The following is an 18,965-nucleotide window of genomic DNA, read 5'->3' as shown; positions in this document are numbered from 1 at the left end:
ATCATTTGAAGCATTATATATTAGCTACAATACTTTTTAATTCCATACTCTGATGGATACAACGGCGTATTCGATGAAACGGCAATGGAGCCTGTTTTCTCATGTGGAGGGATATTTTGAATCCCCATATGTGAAGCAGGCTTTTTATGTTTTGAGGATACAAATGGAAGGGAAGTGACCTGATGAACGATATCCAAAAGTTAGTGTTGATCGGCAACGGAATGGCGGGGATACGCACTCTCGAACATTTGCTGAAGCTTGCACCAGGTAGCTATGAGATTACGGTATTCGGGGCCGAGCCCCATCCAAACTATAACCGGATCATGCTGTCCTCCGTTCTGGCGGGAGGGGCTGGTTTGCAGGATATTGTCATTAACGACTGGAGTTGGTATGAAGACAACAATATTCGATTGTATACCGATGATCCTGTCACAGCCATCAATACGGAAAAGCAGCAGGTGACGTCGCGCTCCGGCGTATGCATCTCTTATGATTTGTTGTTGTTGGCAACAGGTTCTAAAGCCTTTATTCTGCCGCTTCCAGGGGCCGACAAGGAGGGTGTTATCGGTTTTAGGGATATTCGTGACTGTGAAACGATGATGGAGACGGCAAAGACGCACAAAAAAGCAGCTGTTATCGGCGGCGGATTGCTTGGGCTAGAGGCAGCTAGGGGGCTGCTTAACTTGGGGATGGACGTCACAGTTATTCATATTAACGGATATATTATGGATCGGCAGCTGGATGAGGCTGCTTCCCTTATGCTCCGGCGCGAGCTGGAGGAGCAGGGAATGACTTTTCTGGTCAATAAGCGAACGGCGGCTATTACGGGCCGTCGTCGCGTGGAAGGATTGAAATTTGCCGATGGCAGTGAGCTGGAAGCAGACTTGATCGTTATGGCGGTAGGCATCAGACCAGACATTGAACTGGCGGTGTCGGCGGGAATTCCTGTAAACCGTGGCATCATCGTAAATGATTACATGGAAACGAATGTCCCTGGCATATACGCCGTTGGCGAATGTGCAGAACACCAGGGAATCACTTACGGACTGGTAGCTCCATTATATGAGCAGGGTGGTGTGCTGGCTCAGCGGCTCGCGGGAATGGAGACTCCCGGCTACAGTGGTTCCGTCACTTCTACAAGGTTGAAGGTATCGGGTGTCGACGTGTTTTCAGCAGGGCATTACAAGGATGAACCGGGAACACGTTCCCTGCGGTATCAGGATGATATTGGCGGCGTCTACAAAAAAATCGTGATCAAGGACGAAAAACTGATCGGAGCCGTTCTGTTTGGGGATACGTCTGACGGAGCCATGCTGTTTTCTTTGATCAAAAGTGGCGGGTCGGTGGTTGGCCGAGAGAAAGAGTTATTACTTGGCTTCAATCCCGGTCAACCTGAAGCTAGTGGCGCCATGATGCTGGAGCAGATGCCTGATGACGAAATTGTATGCGGATGTAATGGTGTATCCAAGGGTGACATTGGAGAGGCGGTTGCGGCTGGCTGCCGGAGTGTCGGGGAGATTAAGGCATGTACGAAGGCATCGGCATCATGTGGCGGCTGCAAGCCATTAGTGGAGGGACTCTTACAGCTATACGCAGGCGCAGAAGCCGGAGAAACGCTGAAAGAGGGGATTTGTAGTTGTACGACGCTTGACCGGGAAGCGATCATTGATGGCATTCGGGAGATGGGATTGAAGAGCGTCAAAGAAGTGATGAATGTGCTGGGATGGAACGAACCGGAAGGTTGCACGAAATGTCGGCCGGCCCTCAATTATTATCTAGGTATGGTATGGCCGATGGATTATGAGGATGAGAAGGAATCCAGATTCACGAATGAACGGTACCATGCCAATATACAGAAAGATGGCACCTATTCTGTCGTGCCCCGCATTTATGGAGGAGTTACTTCACCTGCCGATCTGAAGAAAATTGCTGCTGTCGCAGAAAAATACAATGTGCCTCTGGTTAAATTTACGGGTGGCCAACGTCTTGACCTGCTTGGTGTGAAAAAGGAGGATTTGCCGGGGATCTGGGCCGAGTTGGATATGCCGTCTGGATATGCCTATGGAAAGACGCTGCGAACGGTTAAGACGTGCGTAGGTAACACCTTTTGCCGCTTTGGCACTCAGGATGCTATGGGTATGGGCATTCGGTTGGAAAAGGCATTTGAACGGCTGAATGCGCCATCCAAAGTCAAACTGGCTGTATCTGGTTGCCCGCGTAACTGCGCTGAAGCGACGATAAAGGATTTAGGCGTCGTTGCTATTGACGGTGGCTGGGGGATCTACGTTGGAGGTAACGGCGGTATTAAGGTTCGGGCAGCTGAACTGCTTTGTACCGTTAAAACCGAGGATGAAGTAATGGAATGGACCGGTGCCTATCTGCAGTATTATCGCGAGCAGGCCAATTGGAACGAACGCACAGCCCATTGGGTGGAACGGGTCGGAGTTGAATCCGTCAAACAGGCACTCGCGAATGCAGAGACGAGGAAACAACTGGTGACCAGAATTGAAGAGACGTTAAGCACGACGACTGATCCGTGGCACGAAATTATTCACAACGAAGAGCTGCGCAAAAATTTTGTACAGTTGCCGGAACTTAAGGCAGTAACGGAATAGGGGGCTGACAAAATGGAGACCAATACGACAACCAACAGAGTCAGAATAGCTGATCTGAACGAAATTGACCGACGTGGAGCAAGGACAGTTCGCATTCATAATACAGAGATAGCTGTATTCCGTCTGAGCGATGGCAGCGTGCATGCGCTTGAGAATCGTTGTCCGCACAAAGGGGGGCGGTTATCCGAAGGAATGATATGTGGCTCAGCGGTCCATTGTCCGCTCCATGACTGGAAAGTTGACCTTTCCACTGGCCGGGTGCAAGAGCCGGATACTGGATGTGTGACTGCTTACCCCACGGAGATTGATAGTGAGAGCGGGGCGGTTTATATCGTAATCTAAGAGTTCTATACGTATTGTGCTGATGGTTCTGCTTTTTTTCTTCTATATAATAGAAGGATCAAGGTGAAAGGCTTTGTTGAAGAAGTGGTGTTGTTAAAGTGCAATGATCTGAGTATACAGAAAAGTCGACCCTATTTTTTCGGGCGGCTTTTTTATCTTATATGTATGATTTAAATTAAAAAATAGGTTATTGCTAAATCTTAGTCAATGACCTATCTTCTTTTCTCAGGATAACTCGCTTTATCTCTAGACAAATAAAAAAAGCCTTGAGAATCAAGGCTTTTGACGAATAGGACGGATGGGGATCGAACCCATGACCCTTACCCTGTCAAGATAATGCTCTCCCGCTGAGCTACCGTCCTGCGGTTACTAGATAATATCATGTATTAACCATATATGTAAAGTGAAAAAATAGAAGTCAGCCTGTACTTCATGACCATTTATATATATAATTCGAATTTAGCGAGTTTGCAATTTGGAATTAATGATAGGGGGAACAGATGATGGCCGCAGAAATTATAAGTGTAACAACAGAGGAACAGCTACAGGAGGCAATATCGATCCGTACCAAAGTGTTTGTCGAAGAGCAAAAGGTTCCTCTTGATTTAGAAATTGACCATTATGACAAGCTGGGAGATACGGCCCATCATTTGCTAATTTGTGAACATGGTGAAATGGTGGCCACTGGTCGATTGACATACTATGAGGAAGATACAGCTAAAATGCAACGTATTGCCGTTCTCAAGGAGCATCGTGCGGCAGGCTATGGACGTGTATTACTGCTAGCACTGGAGGAACGTGCACGTGAATTGGGGTTAAGATACTCGCTGCTAGATGCCCAATGTCAAGCCGAGAAGTTTTACGAAAAGCTCGGTTATGAGACGATCTCCGATGAACCTTTTGACGATGCGGGAATAACGCATGTACGTATGCGCAAAAAGTTGTAGTCGACAGCGTAAGGTGCATACAAATCTGTACAATGTGCATGCTAGTAAAAGTTCCTCCACTATAATACTATGGATAAGGAGCGATACAGTATGGCTGATACAGAACGAGAGCAAATTACAGCAGTACGTAAAGACGGGGATGGCGACCTTACGTCTTTTCAGACATCTACTGGTCGGGTTTTAGATTATAACCAAGCATTGAACGAGATTGAGGCAGGCTCAATTGCAGGCGTTAACGTTTTCAAGGCCAAGGATGGAAGCAAACGAATTCGGGGAGATGCCGATGGAGATCCATCTAATAACCTGGATCAACTGCCATTGTTCTGACCTTAACTCGCAACATTAGAATGCAAGTTCATCATTATATTCAAGAACAGCAAGCCGCCTGGCTATCCTTTGTAGGAAAGCCAGGCGGCTTTTTGTTAATTGTTCAAACTGTATTTAGCATGCTACTCTGCACGTTCCAACTCTGTAAGTTGATATACTCGTTGCTGCTCTAGAAAGGACATGACTCCTGCCTTCTCCCTGAATTGTTCCATATCATCACTATAGTGCATCAGATGAATCCGCTCTTGAAGAGATGGCGCCAAGCTTAGCAGCTCGTCCAACGTCGTATGGACTTCTCCAGCGCCTTGTAATTGAACCTCATGCAGAATACCCCGACATCCTCGTTCATGCACCAGATGATGAAGCAAATCAGGGTCAAAAACCATATCTGCACTATAAAAAAGGCGGTCATTAATGAATATGGAATAACTGTTTTTACCCGGAATATGCCTTGTAGGGATTAGCTCCACCTGGATACCCGATACTAATGTAGTGGGTACACCAGGCGTTATTACGTTTACCTCGAATACATCTTCAAGCTTGTCAATCATACCTTGCTGTGACATTCCGCCCTTGAGCGTATGTTCCCACAAAGGGTGGATTAGTGGTTCGGCGATATAAAGTAGAGGCTTGCGACGATGGAGAATGTTCATTTGAAAACCGAATTCCTCCAAACCTCCGACATGATCTGCGTGAATATGTGTGATTAAAATTGCGCCAATATCAGGCAAAGGGACGCCCATTTGGTGTAATGCTAAAGAAGCGGTTGTACCGCAATCGATCAGCAGTTTGCCTTCTCCGCTGTCCAGCAGCGCGTTGTTGTTGTAATAATGCTTGGCAAAGGCACTGCCTGTGCCAAGCATTTGTATCGTTAGGCTCATTATGGATTATCCCTCCGGACTTTGTGTACTAGGACATTCTACAGTCGTATTTTATCACCTATGCTGCTGGAACTAAAGATTTGGCTCCTTATGTAAAAACTTTGGACAATTTGTGAAACACAGCGCAACTTGTGCGGCTGAGCTAGGTATAAATGTACGACAGAAGGTTTTAAACAGATAACGATGGAGGGATTAGTAGTGATGAAATGGAGAAAAGTGATGGCCCTAGTGATGGCCTTTTCAATAATGGGAGGGACCGCCATTTCGGCGGAATCCGCCAAGGACCAAGTGCAGTTGATTATTAATGGAGAAGTGTCAAAAGATGGCGCAGTTGTCATTGATGGGAAAACCTATGTGCCCATCCGTGATTTTAACGGACTTGTAAATTTTGATCCATCCGGTGGAAAAGTTGTTTTCGACCAGCCTAACGTGCATATGTTCCTGTTCAAGGGAGATACGGTGTTTGGTAACGTGAATAAAGGCAATAAAGTGAAATTTAATGTATTCAGTCAAATTGATACCTTGAAAACAGATATCTCCGGAGTGAAGGTAGCGATCACCGACCCTTCAGGCAACGTGAAGGATATTCAGTCTCAAGATATCAAAGGAGCGCAAAAGGATAACTTCTGGTTCCGTACGAACGACTTTACGTATGATTTCAAAACAGCAGGGAATTACCGGGTTGGTTTCTACATTAAAGAGAGCAAAGACGGCAGCTATACCCTGGTGTCCGAAAAAGTCATTACAGCGATAAATTAGGCATACCACAAATTGACCTGCACCCTTGATCATGTTACGATACGGGGGAAAATAAAACAATTTGAAGGTAGGTATTTCCATGAGTGATCACAAACATGAACACGGTGAAGCCTGCAACCACGATCATGACCACGAACATGAAGAAATGGTTCTTACGCTAACTGATGAAAATGGTAAAGATGTAGAAATGGTGCTTGTAGAGACCTTTGACGTAGAAGATCACGTTTATGCTCTTCTGCTTGAGCGAGGCAATCCCGAAGCGGATGGCATTATTCTTCGTATGGAAGAAGAAAACGAAGAAATGGTGCTTTACAATATTGAGGACGAAGATGAGTGGAAACGTGTAGAAGCCGCATATAGCGAGCTTGTTGCCCAATACGAATAGAATTGGATGTAGCAGCTGCATAGCTCTTCAAGAAAAAAGCCCCCAAATGGGGGCTTTTTTTGTTGGCTATCAACATATTTTGTAAGCATGTGTTGACAGTTCAATATTATGAAATAGCGTCAGTCTCGACGATAACCTTCACCTGATGTACTGTTCGGTCCTCAGGTCCTTTAACAGGCAGGCCTACTTCTACATGATCAACAATATAATCAATATTGTCCTGCGAAATAACTTCTCCTGGCAGTAAGATCGGAATACCAGGTGGATACACATAAATGAATTCTGCAATAATGCGGCCAGCAGATTCCTTGAAAGGCACGATTTCCGTATCTCCATAAAAAGCGTCTCTTGGAATGAGGGAGAGCTGAGGGATATCCGGTATCTTTACAACCAGCTCATGCTCCTGACCTGTGGAATAGTGCAGAGAAGCCAGCTCACGCAGAGCTTTCAACAAAATTTCAATTTCCTCTTTGGTATCACCAGGGGTCACCAAACAGAGAATATTGTACATATCGCTAAGCTCAACCTCGATATTGTAGTGATCTCTCAGCCAATTTTCCACATCGTATCCGGTAAGACCTAAATGGCGGATATGAACCGTAATTTTGGTTGGATCATAATCGTAGGTAGCTTCCGTGCCGAGAATTTCACTACCAAAGCAATATAGTCCTTCAATCTTGTTAACCTCTGAGCGGCAATATTCAGCCAAATCAAGGGCGCGTTGTGCTATTTCATGACCGTTAAGTGCCAGGTTGCGTCGGGATGTGTCCAAGGAAGCCAACAGGAGATACGAAGTGGATGTCGTTGTCAGCATACTGAAAATCGTTTGTACACGTTGTGGGTTAACGTATCCGTTTTTCGTATTTACATTCAAGATCGAGCTTTGTGTCAAGGAACCGCCCAGCTTGTGGACACTTGTAGCTGACATGTCTGCTCCCGCCTCCATGGCGGACATCGGTAGATCAGGATGAAAATGAATCAGTACCCCGTGAGCCTCATCGACCAGGACCGGCACATTATAGCTGTGAGCGAGATCTACAATTTCTTTTAAGTCGGCGCACACACCGTAATATGTCGGGTTGATAACAAGGACGCCCTTGGCGTCAGGGTGGCGTTCCAATGCCCGGCGTACGGACTTGGTTGTAACCCCGTGGTGAATACCGAGATTTTCATCACTGACTGGAGAAATGAATACTGGTTTTGCACCAGCAAAGATAATGGCAGACATTATAGATTTGTGTACGTTTCTGGGTACAATAATTTTATCACCTGGCAAGCAAATGGACATAATCATGGTGATGATGGCTCCGCTTGTCCCCTGTACACTGTAGTAAGTATAATCTGCTCCGAAGGCATCTGCTGCAAGCTTTTGGGCTTCTTCGATGACACCTGTTGGTTGATGCAGATCGTCCAATGGAGCGATGTTGATCATATCTATGGAAAAGGCATTATCCCCCATAAATTCGCGAAATTCCGGATCTGCTCCGACTCCCTTTTTATGACCTGGGATGTGAAATTGAACCGGGTTGCTCTGAGCGTGCTTCTTCAAAGCAGTAAAAAGCGGGGTGTTGCTTTGATTCATTAGTGTTGTCACAACCTTTCGTGCAGGATTTCGACAATCCTGTGCAAGTGATAATAGAACAAAATTGAGTATAGCAGTTTGAAGTAGGAATGCAAGCGATTGAGGGCGCATTTATTTGCGAAAGAGTGGAGTAGGCGGAGAACCCGGTCTTTATAGCCAAAAAACGAAGGTGGAGGATGTGGATTAGATGTGGCAAAAAGGACGAAAAGAAGCTCCGCAGCGGCTGTGGACTCCTTTTTTTAGCAAATTGTGGGTTTTGGTATTTCTAGTCGAATTTATGAAAGGATCTCTTCTGGTATCCATCCTTCCGGTATATATGGGAGAAACGCTTGGTTTGTCAGCCGGGATTATTGGTTTAGCCTTTTCACTTCAATATTTTGGAGACAATGCGTTCCGGGCACCGGCGGGCTGGATGGCTGAACGGCTTGGTTACCGTGGAACGATGTCGACCGCACTGTTGTTTACGCTTGTAGCTATTATTATGCTGAGCGTACTGTCAGAGCCCGTGTGGCTCGTCGTCGCGTGTCTGCTGCTCGGTCTGGGTACTTCTCCGCTCTGGCCTTGTGTTATGACCGGAACGACCGAAATGTCCGGGCCTAATAACAGCAATGGCGCGGCGATGGGCACACTGGAAATTGCGTCTATGGGCGGAACGGGATTGGGTCCGCTCATTATGAACTTCGCCATATCCCACTATGGGCATTCTTACGGCATGGTGTTCATGATTTTGATAGGATGCAGTGTTGTATTGTTGTTGGTTGCTCTCATGCTGCCAGGACCGAAAAGGTCTGCTAACAAAGGTGACCTCGAACAGAGCGCTCTAGTGTCGTCTGATGGGCACATAAAGCAGAAGCGGGGAGTTCTGAAAGGAATCCAGGAGACGATTGGCGTGCTCAAAACAAAGCTTAACGTCAATCCGTTAATTTACCCGGCGCTGTTTTTGCAGTCTTTTGTTATCGGTTTAATCAGCCCGGTACTGACGCTATACGCTCGGACGGACCTCGGGATTTCACCAAACCTGTACAGCGTCCTCCTGATTGCAGGCGGTGGGGTGACTGTGCTGGCACTGATCCCTTGCGGCAAGTTGGTCGACCGACTTGGAACGGAGTATTTTCTACATGTTGGTTTTTTGCTAGCCGGAATTACACTGTTTCTCTTTTCAATCGTTCGATCTATTCCGCTGGTGTTTGTATCCGTAGCGCTTATTGGTTTGGGATATGCGCTCATTTTGCCTGCATGGAACACATTTCTTGCCCGACTGATTCCGGAAAGCGAGCGAGCAACGGTATGGGGCTTTTTTTTAACACTTCAAGGCTCCGGCATGGTTATAGGCCCGCTCGTTTCAGGAGTGCTATGGGACCGTGCCGGACACACAGCACCATTTATCATCAGTGGGGTCGTGATGCTGCTCATGTTTGGCTGCCACCTGGCTCTGGCGCGTAATCCACGCAGGAAGACTGTGGAGGCCTGAACAGCACCTTGAAAAGCGGCGAGAGCTACTCTTTCGAGAAAGACATTCGGTACAGCGGCAGCAAATGCTCAAAGGTAGAACGCACAGCCTGTAATAATGCAGCCCCGTCGCTGGCGAGTGGATCTTCTCGGTCAATACGGATTCCACACATGACCTCCGCTTTTTTTACCTGTTGCAGCTTGTGGATGATCGTTTGAAAATCTTCATTATCCATGTGTTGTTGTTCTGTGCCTTCTGGAGCCATATGATCCATGGACCAGTAAAAATGATCCGGTAGGTTAAAACGTACATCACTCAGGTTGGCTTCGAGCGCCTGGGCAAATGTAGCTTTGCTCGGGCTTTCATAAATAATTGCGAAGATGACGAAAAGATGGGAAGCGAACATGCCTACCTCAAAATGCGGCAGCGCCTTGTATCCGCGCTTGTTTGCCGCCCAGGCAACCCAAGTATCTTTGGGGGGATTGACTTTGCGTCGTGCATGCTTGGCAACGTGAACGTGCATAGGCTCCCCACATAAGTCTGTCAGGAACGGGGCCAATTCCTCGCCAATTGCCTCCAGCTTGGGCCGAACCTGCTGAATCAGCACTTCCATACGAGGCTCCAACCCCGGTATTTCAAAAACATCGAAGTCCTTTGCAGTAAATCCACTAAATGTCATTCCTTTTCCTCCTGTAACTGGGTTAAGCCATGTCGTGTGGCGTAATATGTCCGATTATAGCATAATGCCGCCGGGCTTGGCCGACTTTAGACCAGGTTTGAAACAAGCATATAAGGCAAAAGTAGGATTGTGCGCTGTTACTCATAAAAATAGGTCAAATAACCAAGTACCCTTACATAAAATGAAGTATAAAATAGAGCAAGGGAAGATCAAGCGGGAAAGCCGCAGGCTTGCTGTAGCCGGACTTCTTGAATCGGACTTGAAAAAGGAGGGAATGCCGTGAACAAGGGCTGTGAGGTAGAATATTGCAATCTAGAGCTCCGGTTTAGCCGTCGGCATATCCATAATCTGATCAAGGATTTGATATCGGAAGGGTATTCGCTGTACTGGAGCGAGGATGAGTCGTACCTGGTTTTGTCGGTGAGAACCGGCCGCAAGCTGGTGAAGCTCCGTTTTCAACAGCTGCGTACAGGACACTACAAGTTGGCTGGAGATTATGTAATCCGCGATGCCAAGCTGGCTGAGTGGTTGGAGAAGCTGATTGGAAGCACCCGAGGTCATGCCATTGTCAAAAGAGTTAAGGATCATCATATTTTAGTAGAAAATATTTTGTTCGGTGAGGTTATTCGTCTGGTCGAGGTTACTGGCTTTAAGCAGCGTGTCATTTATCAGAAAGGACCGGTGCTGTCCGCACAGGAAATGGAGGATATGTACGCTTCCAATGAAGGGGAAACCCGGCTGCTGCTGCTCAAAATGGAAGTAGACGATGAATTGGAGAAACTGTTCACAGCGATGACAGACGGAGATAAGGCTAAAATCGGGAATTGCCATGAACGCCTGCAAACGCTATCCCACCAACTGTTGATGATGGAAGTGTAATACATCTGAACACCTCATGAAAATGGGGTGTTTTGATCTGTGAATAGACAGGGGTTCACTTCTTACACCAAAAACGTTAAAATAGAAGTGCACGTGTTCCGATTCACATAAAGTGTAATGCGGTAAAGCGGCGATGTAGAAGACAAAATATGTTGCAAAGGATGAGGAACCAGATGGCAAAACAGCAAATTGGTGTGATCGGCCTGGCGGTAATGGGTAAGAATTTAGCCCTTAATATTGAGAGCAGAGGCTTCACCGTCTCGGTTTTTAATCGCTCTCCAGAAAAAACGCACGATCTTATCAAAGAAGCAGAAGGTAAAAAACTGACGGGTACTTTCTCTATTGAAGAATTTGTGAACTCATTGGAGTCACCCCGTAAAATCCTGATCATGGTTCAAGCTGGTAAAGCTACAGATGCCACGATTGAACAGCTTGTGCCTCATCTGGACAAGGGCGACATTATTATAGACGGAGGCAATGCCTACTTCCCTGATACACAGCGCCGCAGCAAGGAGCTGGAGGAAAAAGGACTTCGCTTTATTGGTACAGGCGTATCCGGTGGTGAAGAAGGTGCCTTGAATGGTCCTGCTATTATGCCGGGTGGACAAGAAAGTGCCTATAAACTGGTAGAGCCAATTCTGACGGCAATCTCTGCTAAAGTGGAAGGCGACCCATGCTGTACATATATCGGTCCCGACGGTGCTGGTCACTATGTAAAAATGGTGCATAACGGTATCGAGTACGGCGACATGCAATTGATCGGTGAAGCTTATCACCTGTTAAAATCAGTCCTGAACGTGAATGCGGAAGAGCTTCATGAAATCTTCACGGAATGGAATAAAGGGGAACTGGACAGCTACCTGATCGAAATTACAGCTGACATCTTCTCCCAATACGATACTGAAACAGGCAAGCCAATGGTAGACGTTATCTTGGATGCTGCTGGTCAAAAAGGTACAGGTAAATGGACAAGCCAAAGCGCGCTGGATCTGGGTGTGCCATTGTCCATGATTACCGAATCCGTATTCTCCCGCTTCTTGTCTGCTATGAAAGACGAGCGCATTGCGGCAAGCAAAGTGCTGAGCGGTCCTAATGCTGAGTCCTTCAGCGGCGACAAAAAAGAATTTATCGAGAGCGTACGTAAAGCACTGTTTGCAAGTAAAATTGTGTCCTATGCTCAAGGTTTCGCTCAAATGCGTGCAGCTTCCGATGAATATGATTGGGATTTGAAATACGGAAAAATCGCTATGATCTTCCGCGGCGGTTGCATTATCCGCTCGCAATTCCTGCAAAACATCAAGGATGCATATGACCGCGACCCTGCCTTGAAAAACCTGTTACTGGATTCTTACTTCAAAAATGTAGTTGAAACGTATCAAGATGCATGGCGTCAAGTGATTTCCGTAGCTGTATCTCAAGGTATTCCAGTGCCTGGCTTCTCCAGCGCGCTTGCATACTATGACAGCTACCGCACTGAGCGTTTGCCAGCAAATCTGCTGCAAGCACAACGTGACTACTTTGGTGCCCATACGTTCAAACGTGTGGACAAAGAAGGCGTATTCCATCATCAATGGTTCTAATGAACGGACGGATATGCATGAATAGCATTATGTAATACAACGGAAGCTTTTTTGCCCTATGGGTAGAAGAAGCTTCCGTTTTTTAATTTTTAATTATGGATATCATTCTAGGGTAGTAGAGGATTGTGTAATCTTTTGAGGCTATGGTATGATAGGGACAGAATATTTTAATGCATTACCGCGTCTAAGCTTTGAGTTAAAACAAAAGAGACGGGAAGTTCTCGTCTCTTTTGTTAAGTAGGTTTTCTATTGCTCCTGTGACCATTGCAGCATGCCGCCGGTCATGTTAGTACAGCCTTCATAACCTAGCTGCTGTAGATATTCGCAGGCTCGTTCACTGCGATAACCGCTCCGGCAAATAAAGATAATTTCACCGGTGCGTTCAATTTCTTCAAGACGACCCGGAAGCTGTCCGAGCGGAATGTGCTTGGCACCTTCAATCATGCCTTCCGCTACTTCTTCCGCTTCGCGGACGTCGATTAATTGCAATTGCTCTCCTGCTTGCAGACGTGCGCGCAACTCAGAAGGTTCAATCAGGGCGATTTGCGTCATGGCCGGACCTCTTTTCTGATAAATAATGGGTGCTACGTATATTTTTGACGTGTGCAAAATGTCACACACACTCTATGTATGATAGCTAAGCTATCTCTAGGCTGTCAATCGGCTTAATCCTAAAGGCAGGTATAGATTAATTAGCCGACGGGATTCACTCGGGCGACCTAGATTAATATTTCTTATTTTTTGGGTGGAGAAATGAATGCTACAACTTGTATAATTAACGTAAAATAGGATGGTTTGAACCGAAAAGGAGCATGTACATTATGGATGTTATCGTTAGACCTACCCCTTCCTTGCAAGGAGAGATTGGGGCCCTGTCCTCCAAAAACTACACTACTCGTTATCTGCTCACTGCGGCACTTGCTGAGGGACAAAGTACCATTTATTATCCAGCCCATAGTGAAGACAGTGATGCTATGCGTCGTTGTATCGCCGATCTGGGTGCAGTACTGGAAGAGGATGATGAAAAAATAATTATTACAGGTTTTGGTAGCCATCCTCAAGCTGTGAAGGAATTGAATGTGGGAAACGCAGGAGCGGTGCTCCGTTTTTTGATGGGTATTGCATCTCTATGTCCGGATGTTACATTTGTTAATACATATCCCGACTCATTGGGTAAGAGACCACATGATGATCTAATCGATGCACTGGGGCAACTGGGTGTGAAAGTAGATCATCGTGAAGGTAAGTTGCCAATTCGTATTCAGGGTGGTCAGGCGAAAGGCGGTAAAATTCAGGTGTCCGGCTCGGTTAGCTCACAATATTTGAGCGCCTTGCTATTCCTTACGCCTTTACTAGAGGAAGACAGTGAAATCGAAGTGCTGCATGATTTGAAATCCAAGGTGGTCATTGGGCAGACCCTGGAGGTATTGCAAGAGGCTGGTATTATCATTCATGCAAGCGATGATTACATGTCTTTCCGTGTCCCGGGGCGGCAATCCTATCAGCCACGTACGTATACTGTACAGGGAGACTATCCAGGGAGTGCAGCGGTGCTAGCGGCTGCTGCAGTAACGAATTCTGATGTTACCATTCATCGTCTTAAAGAGCAGAGCAAACAGGGAGAACGCGCTATCGTAGATGTGTTGCGTATGATGGAAGTGCCACTGACACATGAGAACGATACCGTTGTCGTGAAGGGCAATGGTCGATTGAAAGCTGTCGAGTTTGACGGTGATGCTGCAACAGACGCTGTGCTTGCTATGGTGGCTGCGGCTGTATTTGCTGAAGGCACGTCCCGCTTTTATAACGTGGAGAATTTACGGTATAAGGAATGCGACCGCATTACCGATTATTTGAATGAGCTGACCAAGGCTGGAGCTCGGGTAGAAGAACGCCAAGCGGAAATTATCGTACATGGCAGACCGGAAGGTGTCGAAGGTGGCGTGGAAATTAACGCGCATTTTGATCACCGTGTTATTATGGCCTTGACGATTGTAGGTTTGCGTTCACAGAAGCCGTTAGTGATCAAGGATGCACATCATGTCGCCAAATCGTATCCGCAGTATTTTGATCATCTAACGACGCTTGGTGCTTCTGTAGAATGGGTAAAATAGAAGCAAACGAAGATGCGAATAGGAGGGAACAGGATGGCTTTTGAAAATCCGTCGAGAGAAGAGATTAAAACCATTTTGGAACAAGTAGGCAATATTGCGGTTGTTGGTTTGTCTGATAAATCAGATCGAACCTCTTATATGGTTTCTTATGCCATGCAGAAGCGGGGATACCGGATTATTCCGGTTAACCCTGCGGCGGCAGGGCAAACGATTCTTGGGGAGACTTGTTATGCCAGTCTTGCTGAAGTACCTGAGCCTGTGGAGCTGGTCAATGTATTCCGCCGCAGTGAATACTGTGCAGAGGTTGCGCGTGAAGCAGCAGCTATTGGAGCTAAGATTTTGTGGCTTCAACAGGGGATTATAAGCCAGGAAGCCGCTGACATTGCGCAGGAGCATGGAATGACGGTTATTATGGATCGTTGCATTAAGGTGGAGGACTCAGTGACCCAGGCTGTACGTAAAGGATAAACAAGGATCAGTGACCCGTGCTATAAGCACATGAAAACCTTCTTCCCTTGCTTCACAGGGTTGAAGGTTTTTGGTGCGAAATGAGGAATATGGTAAAGTATATTATACTTTTAGCAATCCATATAATGTATGTATGCCTGATGATGAAAATGGTCTAGACGGATTCATAGTGTTATCTGTTGTGGTGATAAAGTTTTTTGACCTGTAGAAGCGTAAATAAATATTTTGGCAGATGGAATCATTGCTTTGACAAAAGTATTTATTCGGCTTACCATCAGGGATAGAAAGGAGAGGAATGCCATGAATTGGCTCGGATCCTTACAACAGCTCGGTCGTGCTGTCATGCTCCCGACGATGGTGCTACCAGCCGCTGCAATATTGCTAAGTCTCGGCAGCCTTCCTTGGTCCACATGGGGATTCCCTATGGTGTCTGATATGGCAAATGCGGCGGGACATGGGATTTTTTATTTTTTGCCATATTTATTTGCGGTTGGTGTTGCACTGGGGATGTCGAATCAGGCAGGTCAGGCGGGACTGGCAGCATTAGCTGGTATGGCTATATATGATCAGGTCACATTGAGATTTGGAAACGGACTCATTCAACCGGCGACGCTCATTGGTATCATTTTGGGGGTCATTTCAGGGGTGGCTTATAATCGCTTCAAAAGCATCAAATTGCCCGAGGTGCTTCAGTTTTTTGGGGGTACCCGATTTGTTCTGCTGCTTATTGGCCTCTTCTCGGCTGTGTTTGCAGGACTCATGCTAATTATTGCCCCACTCATACAGAGAGGGCTGCAATTTATAGTAGGTCTGGAATCGAGCTTGGGCGGCTTTGGACTGTTTATCTACGGTATTCTATATCGGTTGCTGGCGGCCTTTGGTCTGCACCATCTGCTTAATAATATTTTTTGGTTTCAACTGGGTACATATAAAACGCCGTCTGGCAACGTTGTGCAGGGAGATTTACCCCGGTTTTTTGCTGGCGATCCGACAGCGGGCTATTTCATGTCCGGGTTGTTCCCCATTATGATGTTTGCGATCCCTGCCATTGCGCTGGCGATCATTCAGGAAGCGCGTGAAGATTTGAAGCCAAAGGTGCAAAAAACATTTTTGACGGCTGCGCTTGTCTGCTTTTTTACCGGAGTGTCGGAACAGATCGAGTTCGCCTTTTTGTTTGCAGCACCTTATTTGTTCCTCGTTCATGCGGTTATGTCTGGGCTGGCCATGTGGCTTACCTTTGAGCTGGATATTCATCACGGATTTTCCTATTCGGCGGGTTTTATAGATTATGTCCTTAATTTTCATCTCTCACATAACGCCTGGTTGTTAATTCCAGTGGGAGTGGCATACGGGCTTGTGTATTATGTATTGTTTCGATGGGCTATCCGGCGGTTCCGTATTCCAACTCCTGGGCGCGAGGAAGGTTCGGTTCTGGAGGATTGGGCCGGCAATATTCCTTATAGTGCTCCGCTTATTTTGGAAGCACTTGGCGGGAAGGAAAATATTGTGCAGGTGGAGGCCTGCATCACACGTTTGCGGCTGACCGTCCACAATGACAGACTGATCGATACCGGAGCGATGAAGGCTTTGGGATCGGCCGGGCTTATCAATCTGGGTGGAGGTAACTTGCAGGTTGTATTCGGAACGTATTCAGAACTGATTCGTGAGGAAATCGCGAAGCTGATGGAGCGTGATCTCCCTCAAATTTTGTTCAACGCTCCTGTACATGGAAAAATGCTCCCGATTCATGAAGTGCCTGACAAAATTTTTGCGACGAAGCTGGTCGGGGACGGTGTTGCTTTTGTTCCTGAACGTGGTGAACTTGTGTCTCCAGTGTATGGTACTGTGATGCACTTGTATCCGACTATGCACGCTTTAGGCATCTCCACACGAGAGGGACTTGAGGTTCTGCTCCACATAGGGATTGATACTTCACAGCTAAAAGGAAATTTTACTGCTATGGTAGAAGCAGGCGATACGGTGGAACCGGGGCAATTGCTGATCAAATTTGATTTGCAGGCGCTGCGAGAGCAAGCTCCATCACTGGTGACTCCTATGGTCATCACGAATCCGGATCGCGTCAAGTCGTGGAGCTTTGCTCCGTTTAAAACAGTGAAAAAAGGTCAGGCCTCGGTAATGTCCGTTGTGCTGCATGACAGGAATGTTGGAGGGGTAGAAACATGATAGAAGGCATCGGCGCCGCAGCAGGTGTGGCAATCGGGAAGGCATTTGTCCTGCCGAGCTGGGAGTGGGATTTACCTGATCAAAAAATGGATGCGGTAGATCTTGCAAAGGAATTTGAACGGTTGTATGAAGGGATACGCACATCCAAAAGTGAGATCCAGTTTATTAAGGATGAGTTTCGCGAGATGGTGGGGCCGGAGGAATCCAGCATTTTTGATGCTCATCTTGCGATATTGGAAGATCCAGAATTCATGAATGAAATTCGCGGAATTATTGAGCGTCAGTATAAGGCGGCCGAGGTGGCCGTGAAGGAAGCCATTGATCATTTTGTAACAATGTTTGATTTACTGGATGATGAATATATGAAGGAGCGGGCAATCGATATCAAAGATGTGGGAAACCGGCTGCTCAAGCATTTGCTGGGTGCACCGGAAGTGACTCTTCCCAAGGATACACAGCCCTATATTCTGGTAGCCAAGGAGCTCTCACCCTCCCAATCGGCACACTTGAATCCTAGCTATGTTTTAGGGATTGTAACTATGAATGGTGGGAAAACATCACATTCTGCGATCATGGCCCGCGCACTTGGTATTCCACTCGTTTCAGGACTGGAGAGCAATCTGAATTTGCCCGTTCAAACGGGAGATATGATGGTTGTGGACGGAGACCTGGGCAAAGTTTATGTGAATCCGGAAAAAACGGTAACTGATCATTATAAAATTTTGCGTGACGAGCAGCGACGCAGAAAAGAGCAGCTTCAGGTACTTGCTTCTGTAGATGCCGTGACCAAGGATGGAACCACCCTGAGGCTGGCGGCCAATATTAGTTCGATTAAAGAGCTGGAGGCAGCTTTGAAGCATGGCGCTCAAGGTGTGGGACTGTTCCGCACGGAGTTTTTATACATGGATCGCAAATCTGCTCCAGATGAAGAGGAGCAGTATGAAGTATATCGGCTGATAGCGGAAAAGGCAGGAAACCACTCTGTAGTCATCCGTACATTGGATATCGGTGGAGATAAGCCGTTGGACTATCTTCAACTACCAGAGGAAGAAAATCCTTTTCTAGGTTACCGTGCTATACGGATCAGTCTGGATTGGAAGGAATTGTTTAAAACCCAGTTGACTGCAATTTTAAGAGCCAGTGCAACGGGAAATATCAAGGTAATGTATCCGATGATCTCATCCGTGGAGGAGGTCCGCCAGGCAGATGCTCTTTTGAAGGAGGCTATGGCGGATTTGGATGCAAGAGGGCTTGCCTATAATCCAAACATTCAGCGAGGAATTATGATTGAGGTACCGGCTGCAGCGATGATCGCTGATCTATTGGCAGCTGAAACAGATTTTTTTAGTATCGGAACGAATGATCTGGTTCAGTATGTGCTGGCTGTAGACCGTATGAATGAGCAGATTGCACATATGTACCATCCATACCATCCAGCTGTACTTCGAATGCTGCGCATGACTGCACAAGCGGCACATCAAGCAGGAATTGATGTGAGTGTATGTGGTGAGATGGCTGGAGATGAACGTTCCGTTCCTCTTTGGCTGGAACTGGGGATACATCAACTCAGCATGTCTCCCCAATCTTTGTTGCGGGTCAAGCATCGTGTGCTGAATACGACTGCATCTGAGGCAACGACAGTCGCTCAGGTTTGCTTTGGCATGTCCACTGGTGCAGCGATCGAAGACAAGCTGACTGCAGCTAATGTCAGCTGCACTCCGGCCGGGCCTGGACGGCAGTAATATATAATGTCCGCAAAGCTTTGCACAGCCA

At 46.8% G+C, this 18,965-nt stretch carries 17 protein-coding genes and 1 tRNA gene; 13 read left to right on the top strand and 5 right to left on the bottom strand.

From position 1 onward, the window contains the following. Positions 1 to 182 precede the first annotated feature (182 nt). Together nirB and nirD are read left to right on the top strand one after the other, a co-directional pair. Positions 183 to 2,615: a nitrite reductase large subunit NirB gene (gene nirB / locus BM358_RS08295; protein WP_028540536.1), complete on the top strand. Its 2,433-nt coding sequence runs from the start codon at positions 183 to 185 to the stop codon at positions 2,613 to 2,615. 12 nt (positions 2,616 to 2,627) lie between these two features. Beyond that, positions 2,628 to 2,957, top strand: a complete 330-nt coding sequence (nirD, locus tag BM358_RS08290) for a nitrite reductase small subunit NirD (protein WP_025724005.1) — start codon at positions 2,628 to 2,630, stop codon at positions 2,955 to 2,957. 290 nt (positions 2,958 to 3,247) lie between these two features. Here nirD and BM358_RS08285 read toward each other — a convergent pair. Further along, positions 3,248 to 3,319: transfer RNA gene (locus BM358_RS08285), tRNA-Val, on the bottom strand. Positions 3,320 to 3,460: 141 nt separating this feature from the next. On the opposite strand from BM358_RS08285, the gene BM358_RS08280 reads away from it, so the two are divergent. Next, on the top strand, positions 3,461 to 3,904 hold the full coding sequence (locus BM358_RS08280; protein WP_028540537.1) for a GNAT family N-acetyltransferase: 444 nt from the start codon (positions 3,461 to 3,463) through the stop codon (positions 3,902 to 3,904). Positions 3,905 to 3,994: 90 nt separating this feature from the next. Then, complete coding sequence (locus BM358_RS08275) at positions 3,995 to 4,231, top strand: DUF3892 domain-containing protein (protein WP_023989345.1); 237 nt, start codon at positions 3,995 to 3,997, stop codon at positions 4,229 to 4,231. Between the two features lie 122 nt (positions 4,232 to 4,353). Here BM358_RS08275 and BM358_RS08270 read toward each other — a convergent pair whose 3' ends face one another. Further along, positions 4,354 to 5,112: an MBL fold metallo-hydrolase gene (locus BM358_RS08270; protein WP_028540538.1), complete on the bottom strand. Its 759-nt coding sequence runs from the start codon at positions 5,110 to 5,112 to the stop codon at positions 4,354 to 4,356. A 201-nt stretch (positions 5,113 to 5,313) separates the two neighbouring features. Here BM358_RS08270 and BM358_RS08265 point away from each other — a divergent pair, with 201 nt between their 5' ends. Further along, positions 5,314 to 5,871, top strand: coding sequence for a hypothetical protein (locus BM358_RS08265; protein WP_023989343.1), 558 nt, complete (start codon positions 5,314 to 5,316; stop codon positions 5,869 to 5,871). A 79-nt stretch (positions 5,872 to 5,950) separates the two neighbouring features. After that, on the top strand, positions 5,951 to 6,256 hold the full coding sequence (locus BM358_RS08260; protein ID WP_007431055.1) for a DUF1292 domain-containing protein: 306 nt from the start codon (positions 5,951 to 5,953) through the stop codon (positions 6,254 to 6,256). 106 nt (positions 6,257 to 6,362) lie between these two features. On the opposite strand, the gene BM358_RS08255 is transcribed toward BM358_RS08260, so the two are convergent. Then, complete coding sequence (locus BM358_RS08255) at positions 6,363 to 7,838, bottom strand: aminotransferase class I/II-fold pyridoxal phosphate-dependent enzyme (protein ID WP_013310938.1); 1,476 nt, start codon at positions 7,836 to 7,838, stop codon at positions 6,363 to 6,365. Between the two features lie 187 nt (positions 7,839 to 8,025). On the opposite strand from BM358_RS08255, the gene BM358_RS08250 reads away from it, so the two are divergent. Then, positions 8,026 to 9,309, top strand: a complete 1,284-nt coding sequence (locus BM358_RS08250) for an MFS transporter (RefSeq protein ID WP_023989342.1) — start codon at positions 8,026 to 8,028, stop codon at positions 9,307 to 9,309. A 25-nt stretch (positions 9,310 to 9,334) separates the two neighbouring features. Here BM358_RS08250 and BM358_RS08245 read toward each other — a convergent pair whose 3' ends face one another. After that, complete coding sequence (locus tag BM358_RS08245) at positions 9,335 to 9,967, bottom strand: YktB family protein (RefSeq protein WP_028540539.1); 633 nt, start codon at positions 9,965 to 9,967, stop codon at positions 9,335 to 9,337. 279 nt (positions 9,968 to 10,246) lie between these two features. Here BM358_RS08245 and BM358_RS08235 point away from each other — a divergent pair, with 279 nt between their 5' ends. Then, on the top strand, positions 10,247 to 10,846 hold the full coding sequence (locus BM358_RS08235) for a hypothetical protein (protein WP_023989339.1): 600 nt from the start codon (positions 10,247 to 10,249) through the stop codon (positions 10,844 to 10,846). A 173-nt stretch (positions 10,847 to 11,019) separates the two neighbouring features. Continuing rightward, positions 11,020 to 12,426 (top strand): NADP-dependent phosphogluconate dehydrogenase, encoded by a 1,407-nt coding sequence (gene gndA, locus BM358_RS08230; RefSeq protein WP_028540540.1) that lies wholly within the window; start codon positions 11,020 to 11,022, stop codon positions 12,424 to 12,426. Between the two features lie 246 nt (positions 12,427 to 12,672). Here gndA and BM358_RS08225 read toward each other — a convergent pair whose 3' ends face one another. Next, complete coding sequence (locus BM358_RS08225; RefSeq protein WP_010345522.1) at positions 12,673 to 12,978, bottom strand: rhodanese-like domain-containing protein; 306 nt, start codon at positions 12,976 to 12,978, stop codon at positions 12,673 to 12,675. A 269-nt stretch (positions 12,979 to 13,247) separates the two neighbouring features. On the opposite strand from BM358_RS08225, the gene aroA reads away from it, so the two are divergent. From aroA to ptsP, 4 genes are all read left to right on the top strand, one after another. Next, positions 13,248 to 14,540 (top strand): 3-phosphoshikimate 1-carboxyvinyltransferase, encoded by a 1,293-nt coding sequence (aroA, locus tag BM358_RS08220; protein WP_028540541.1) that lies wholly within the window; start codon positions 13,248 to 13,250, stop codon positions 14,538 to 14,540. Positions 14,541 to 14,573: 33 nt separating this feature from the next. Further along, a complete protein-coding gene (locus tag BM358_RS08215; RefSeq protein WP_013310932.1) occupies positions 14,574 to 15,008 on the top strand; it encodes a CoA-binding protein in 435 nt (144 codons plus the stop codon). A gap of 300 nt (positions 15,009 to 15,308) precedes the next feature. Further along, positions 15,309 to 17,192 (top strand): glucose PTS transporter subunit IIA, encoded by a 1,884-nt coding sequence (locus BM358_RS08210; protein ID WP_023989337.1) that lies wholly within the window; start codon positions 15,309 to 15,311, stop codon positions 17,190 to 17,192. After that, positions 17,189 to 18,934: a phosphoenolpyruvate--protein phosphotransferase gene (ptsP, locus tag BM358_RS08205; RefSeq protein ID WP_023989336.1), complete on the top strand. Its 1,746-nt coding sequence runs from the start codon at positions 17,189 to 17,191 to the stop codon at positions 18,932 to 18,934. Before BM358_RS08210 ends, ptsP begins: the two co-directional genes overlap by 4 nt. Positions 18,935 to 18,965: the final 31 nt, after the last annotated feature.

The organism is Paenibacillus sp. cl130 (assembly GCF_900116035.1).
Classification (GTDB): Bacteria; Bacillota; Bacilli; order Paenibacillales; family Paenibacillaceae; genus Paenibacillus; species Paenibacillus polymyxa_B.
Note: the sequence above shows the minus strand (reverse complement) of the source record. Positions and strands in the feature narration are given on the sequence as shown.

Excerpts from the sequence above, each read along its gene's own strand:
- BM358_RS08250 (WP_023989342.1), top strand. The coding sequence starts at position 8,026 with ATGTGGCAAAAAGGACGAAAAGAAGCTCCGCAGCGGCTGTGGACTCCT.
- gndA (WP_028540540.1), top strand. The coding sequence starts at position 11,020 with ATGGCAAAACAGCAAATTGGTGTGATCGGCCTGGCGGTAATGGGTAAG.
- BM358_RS08210 (WP_023989337.1), top strand. The coding sequence starts at position 15,309 with ATGAATTGGCTCGGATCCTTACAACAGCTCGGTCGTGCTGTCATGCTC.
- BM358_RS08275 (WP_023989345.1), top strand. The coding sequence starts at position 3,995 with ATGGCTGATACAGAACGAGAGCAAATTACAGCAGTACGTAAAGACGGG.
- nirB (WP_028540536.1), top strand. The coding sequence starts at position 183 with ATGAACGATATCCAAAAGTTAGTGTTGATCGGCAACGGAATGGCGGGG.
- ptsP (WP_023989336.1), top strand. The coding sequence starts at position 17,189 with ATGATAGAAGGCATCGGCGCCGCAGCAGGTGTGGCAATCGGGAAGGCA.
- BM358_RS08255 (WP_013310938.1), bottom strand. The coding sequence starts at position 7,838 with ATGAATCAAAGCAACACCCCGCTTTTTACTGCTTTGAAGAAGCACGCT.
- BM358_RS08245 (WP_028540539.1), bottom strand. The coding sequence starts at position 9,967 with ATGACATTTAGTGGATTTACTGCAAAGGACTTCGATGTTTTTGAAATA.
- aroA (WP_028540541.1), top strand. The coding sequence starts at position 13,248 with ATGGATGTTATCGTTAGACCTACCCCTTCCTTGCAAGGAGAGATTGGG.
- BM358_RS08265 (WP_023989343.1), top strand. The coding sequence starts at position 5,314 with ATGAAATGGAGAAAAGTGATGGCCCTAGTGATGGCCTTTTCAATAATG.
- BM358_RS08260 (WP_007431055.1), top strand. The coding sequence starts at position 5,951 with ATGAGTGATCACAAACATGAACACGGTGAAGCCTGCAACCACGATCAT.
- BM358_RS08280 (WP_028540537.1), top strand. The coding sequence starts at position 3,461 with ATGGCCGCAGAAATTATAAGTGTAACAACAGAGGAACAGCTACAGGAG.
- BM358_RS08225 (WP_010345522.1), bottom strand. The coding sequence starts at position 12,978 with ATGACGCAAATCGCCCTGATTGAACCTTCTGAGTTGCGCGCACGTCTG.
- BM358_RS08215 (WP_013310932.1), top strand. The coding sequence starts at position 14,574 with ATGGCTTTTGAAAATCCGTCGAGAGAAGAGATTAAAACCATTTTGGAA.
- BM358_RS08270 (WP_028540538.1), bottom strand. The coding sequence starts at position 5,112 with ATGAGCCTAACGATACAAATGCTTGGCACAGGCAGTGCCTTTGCCAAG.
- nirD (WP_025724005.1), top strand. The coding sequence starts at position 2,628 with ATGGAGACCAATACGACAACCAACAGAGTCAGAATAGCTGATCTGAAC.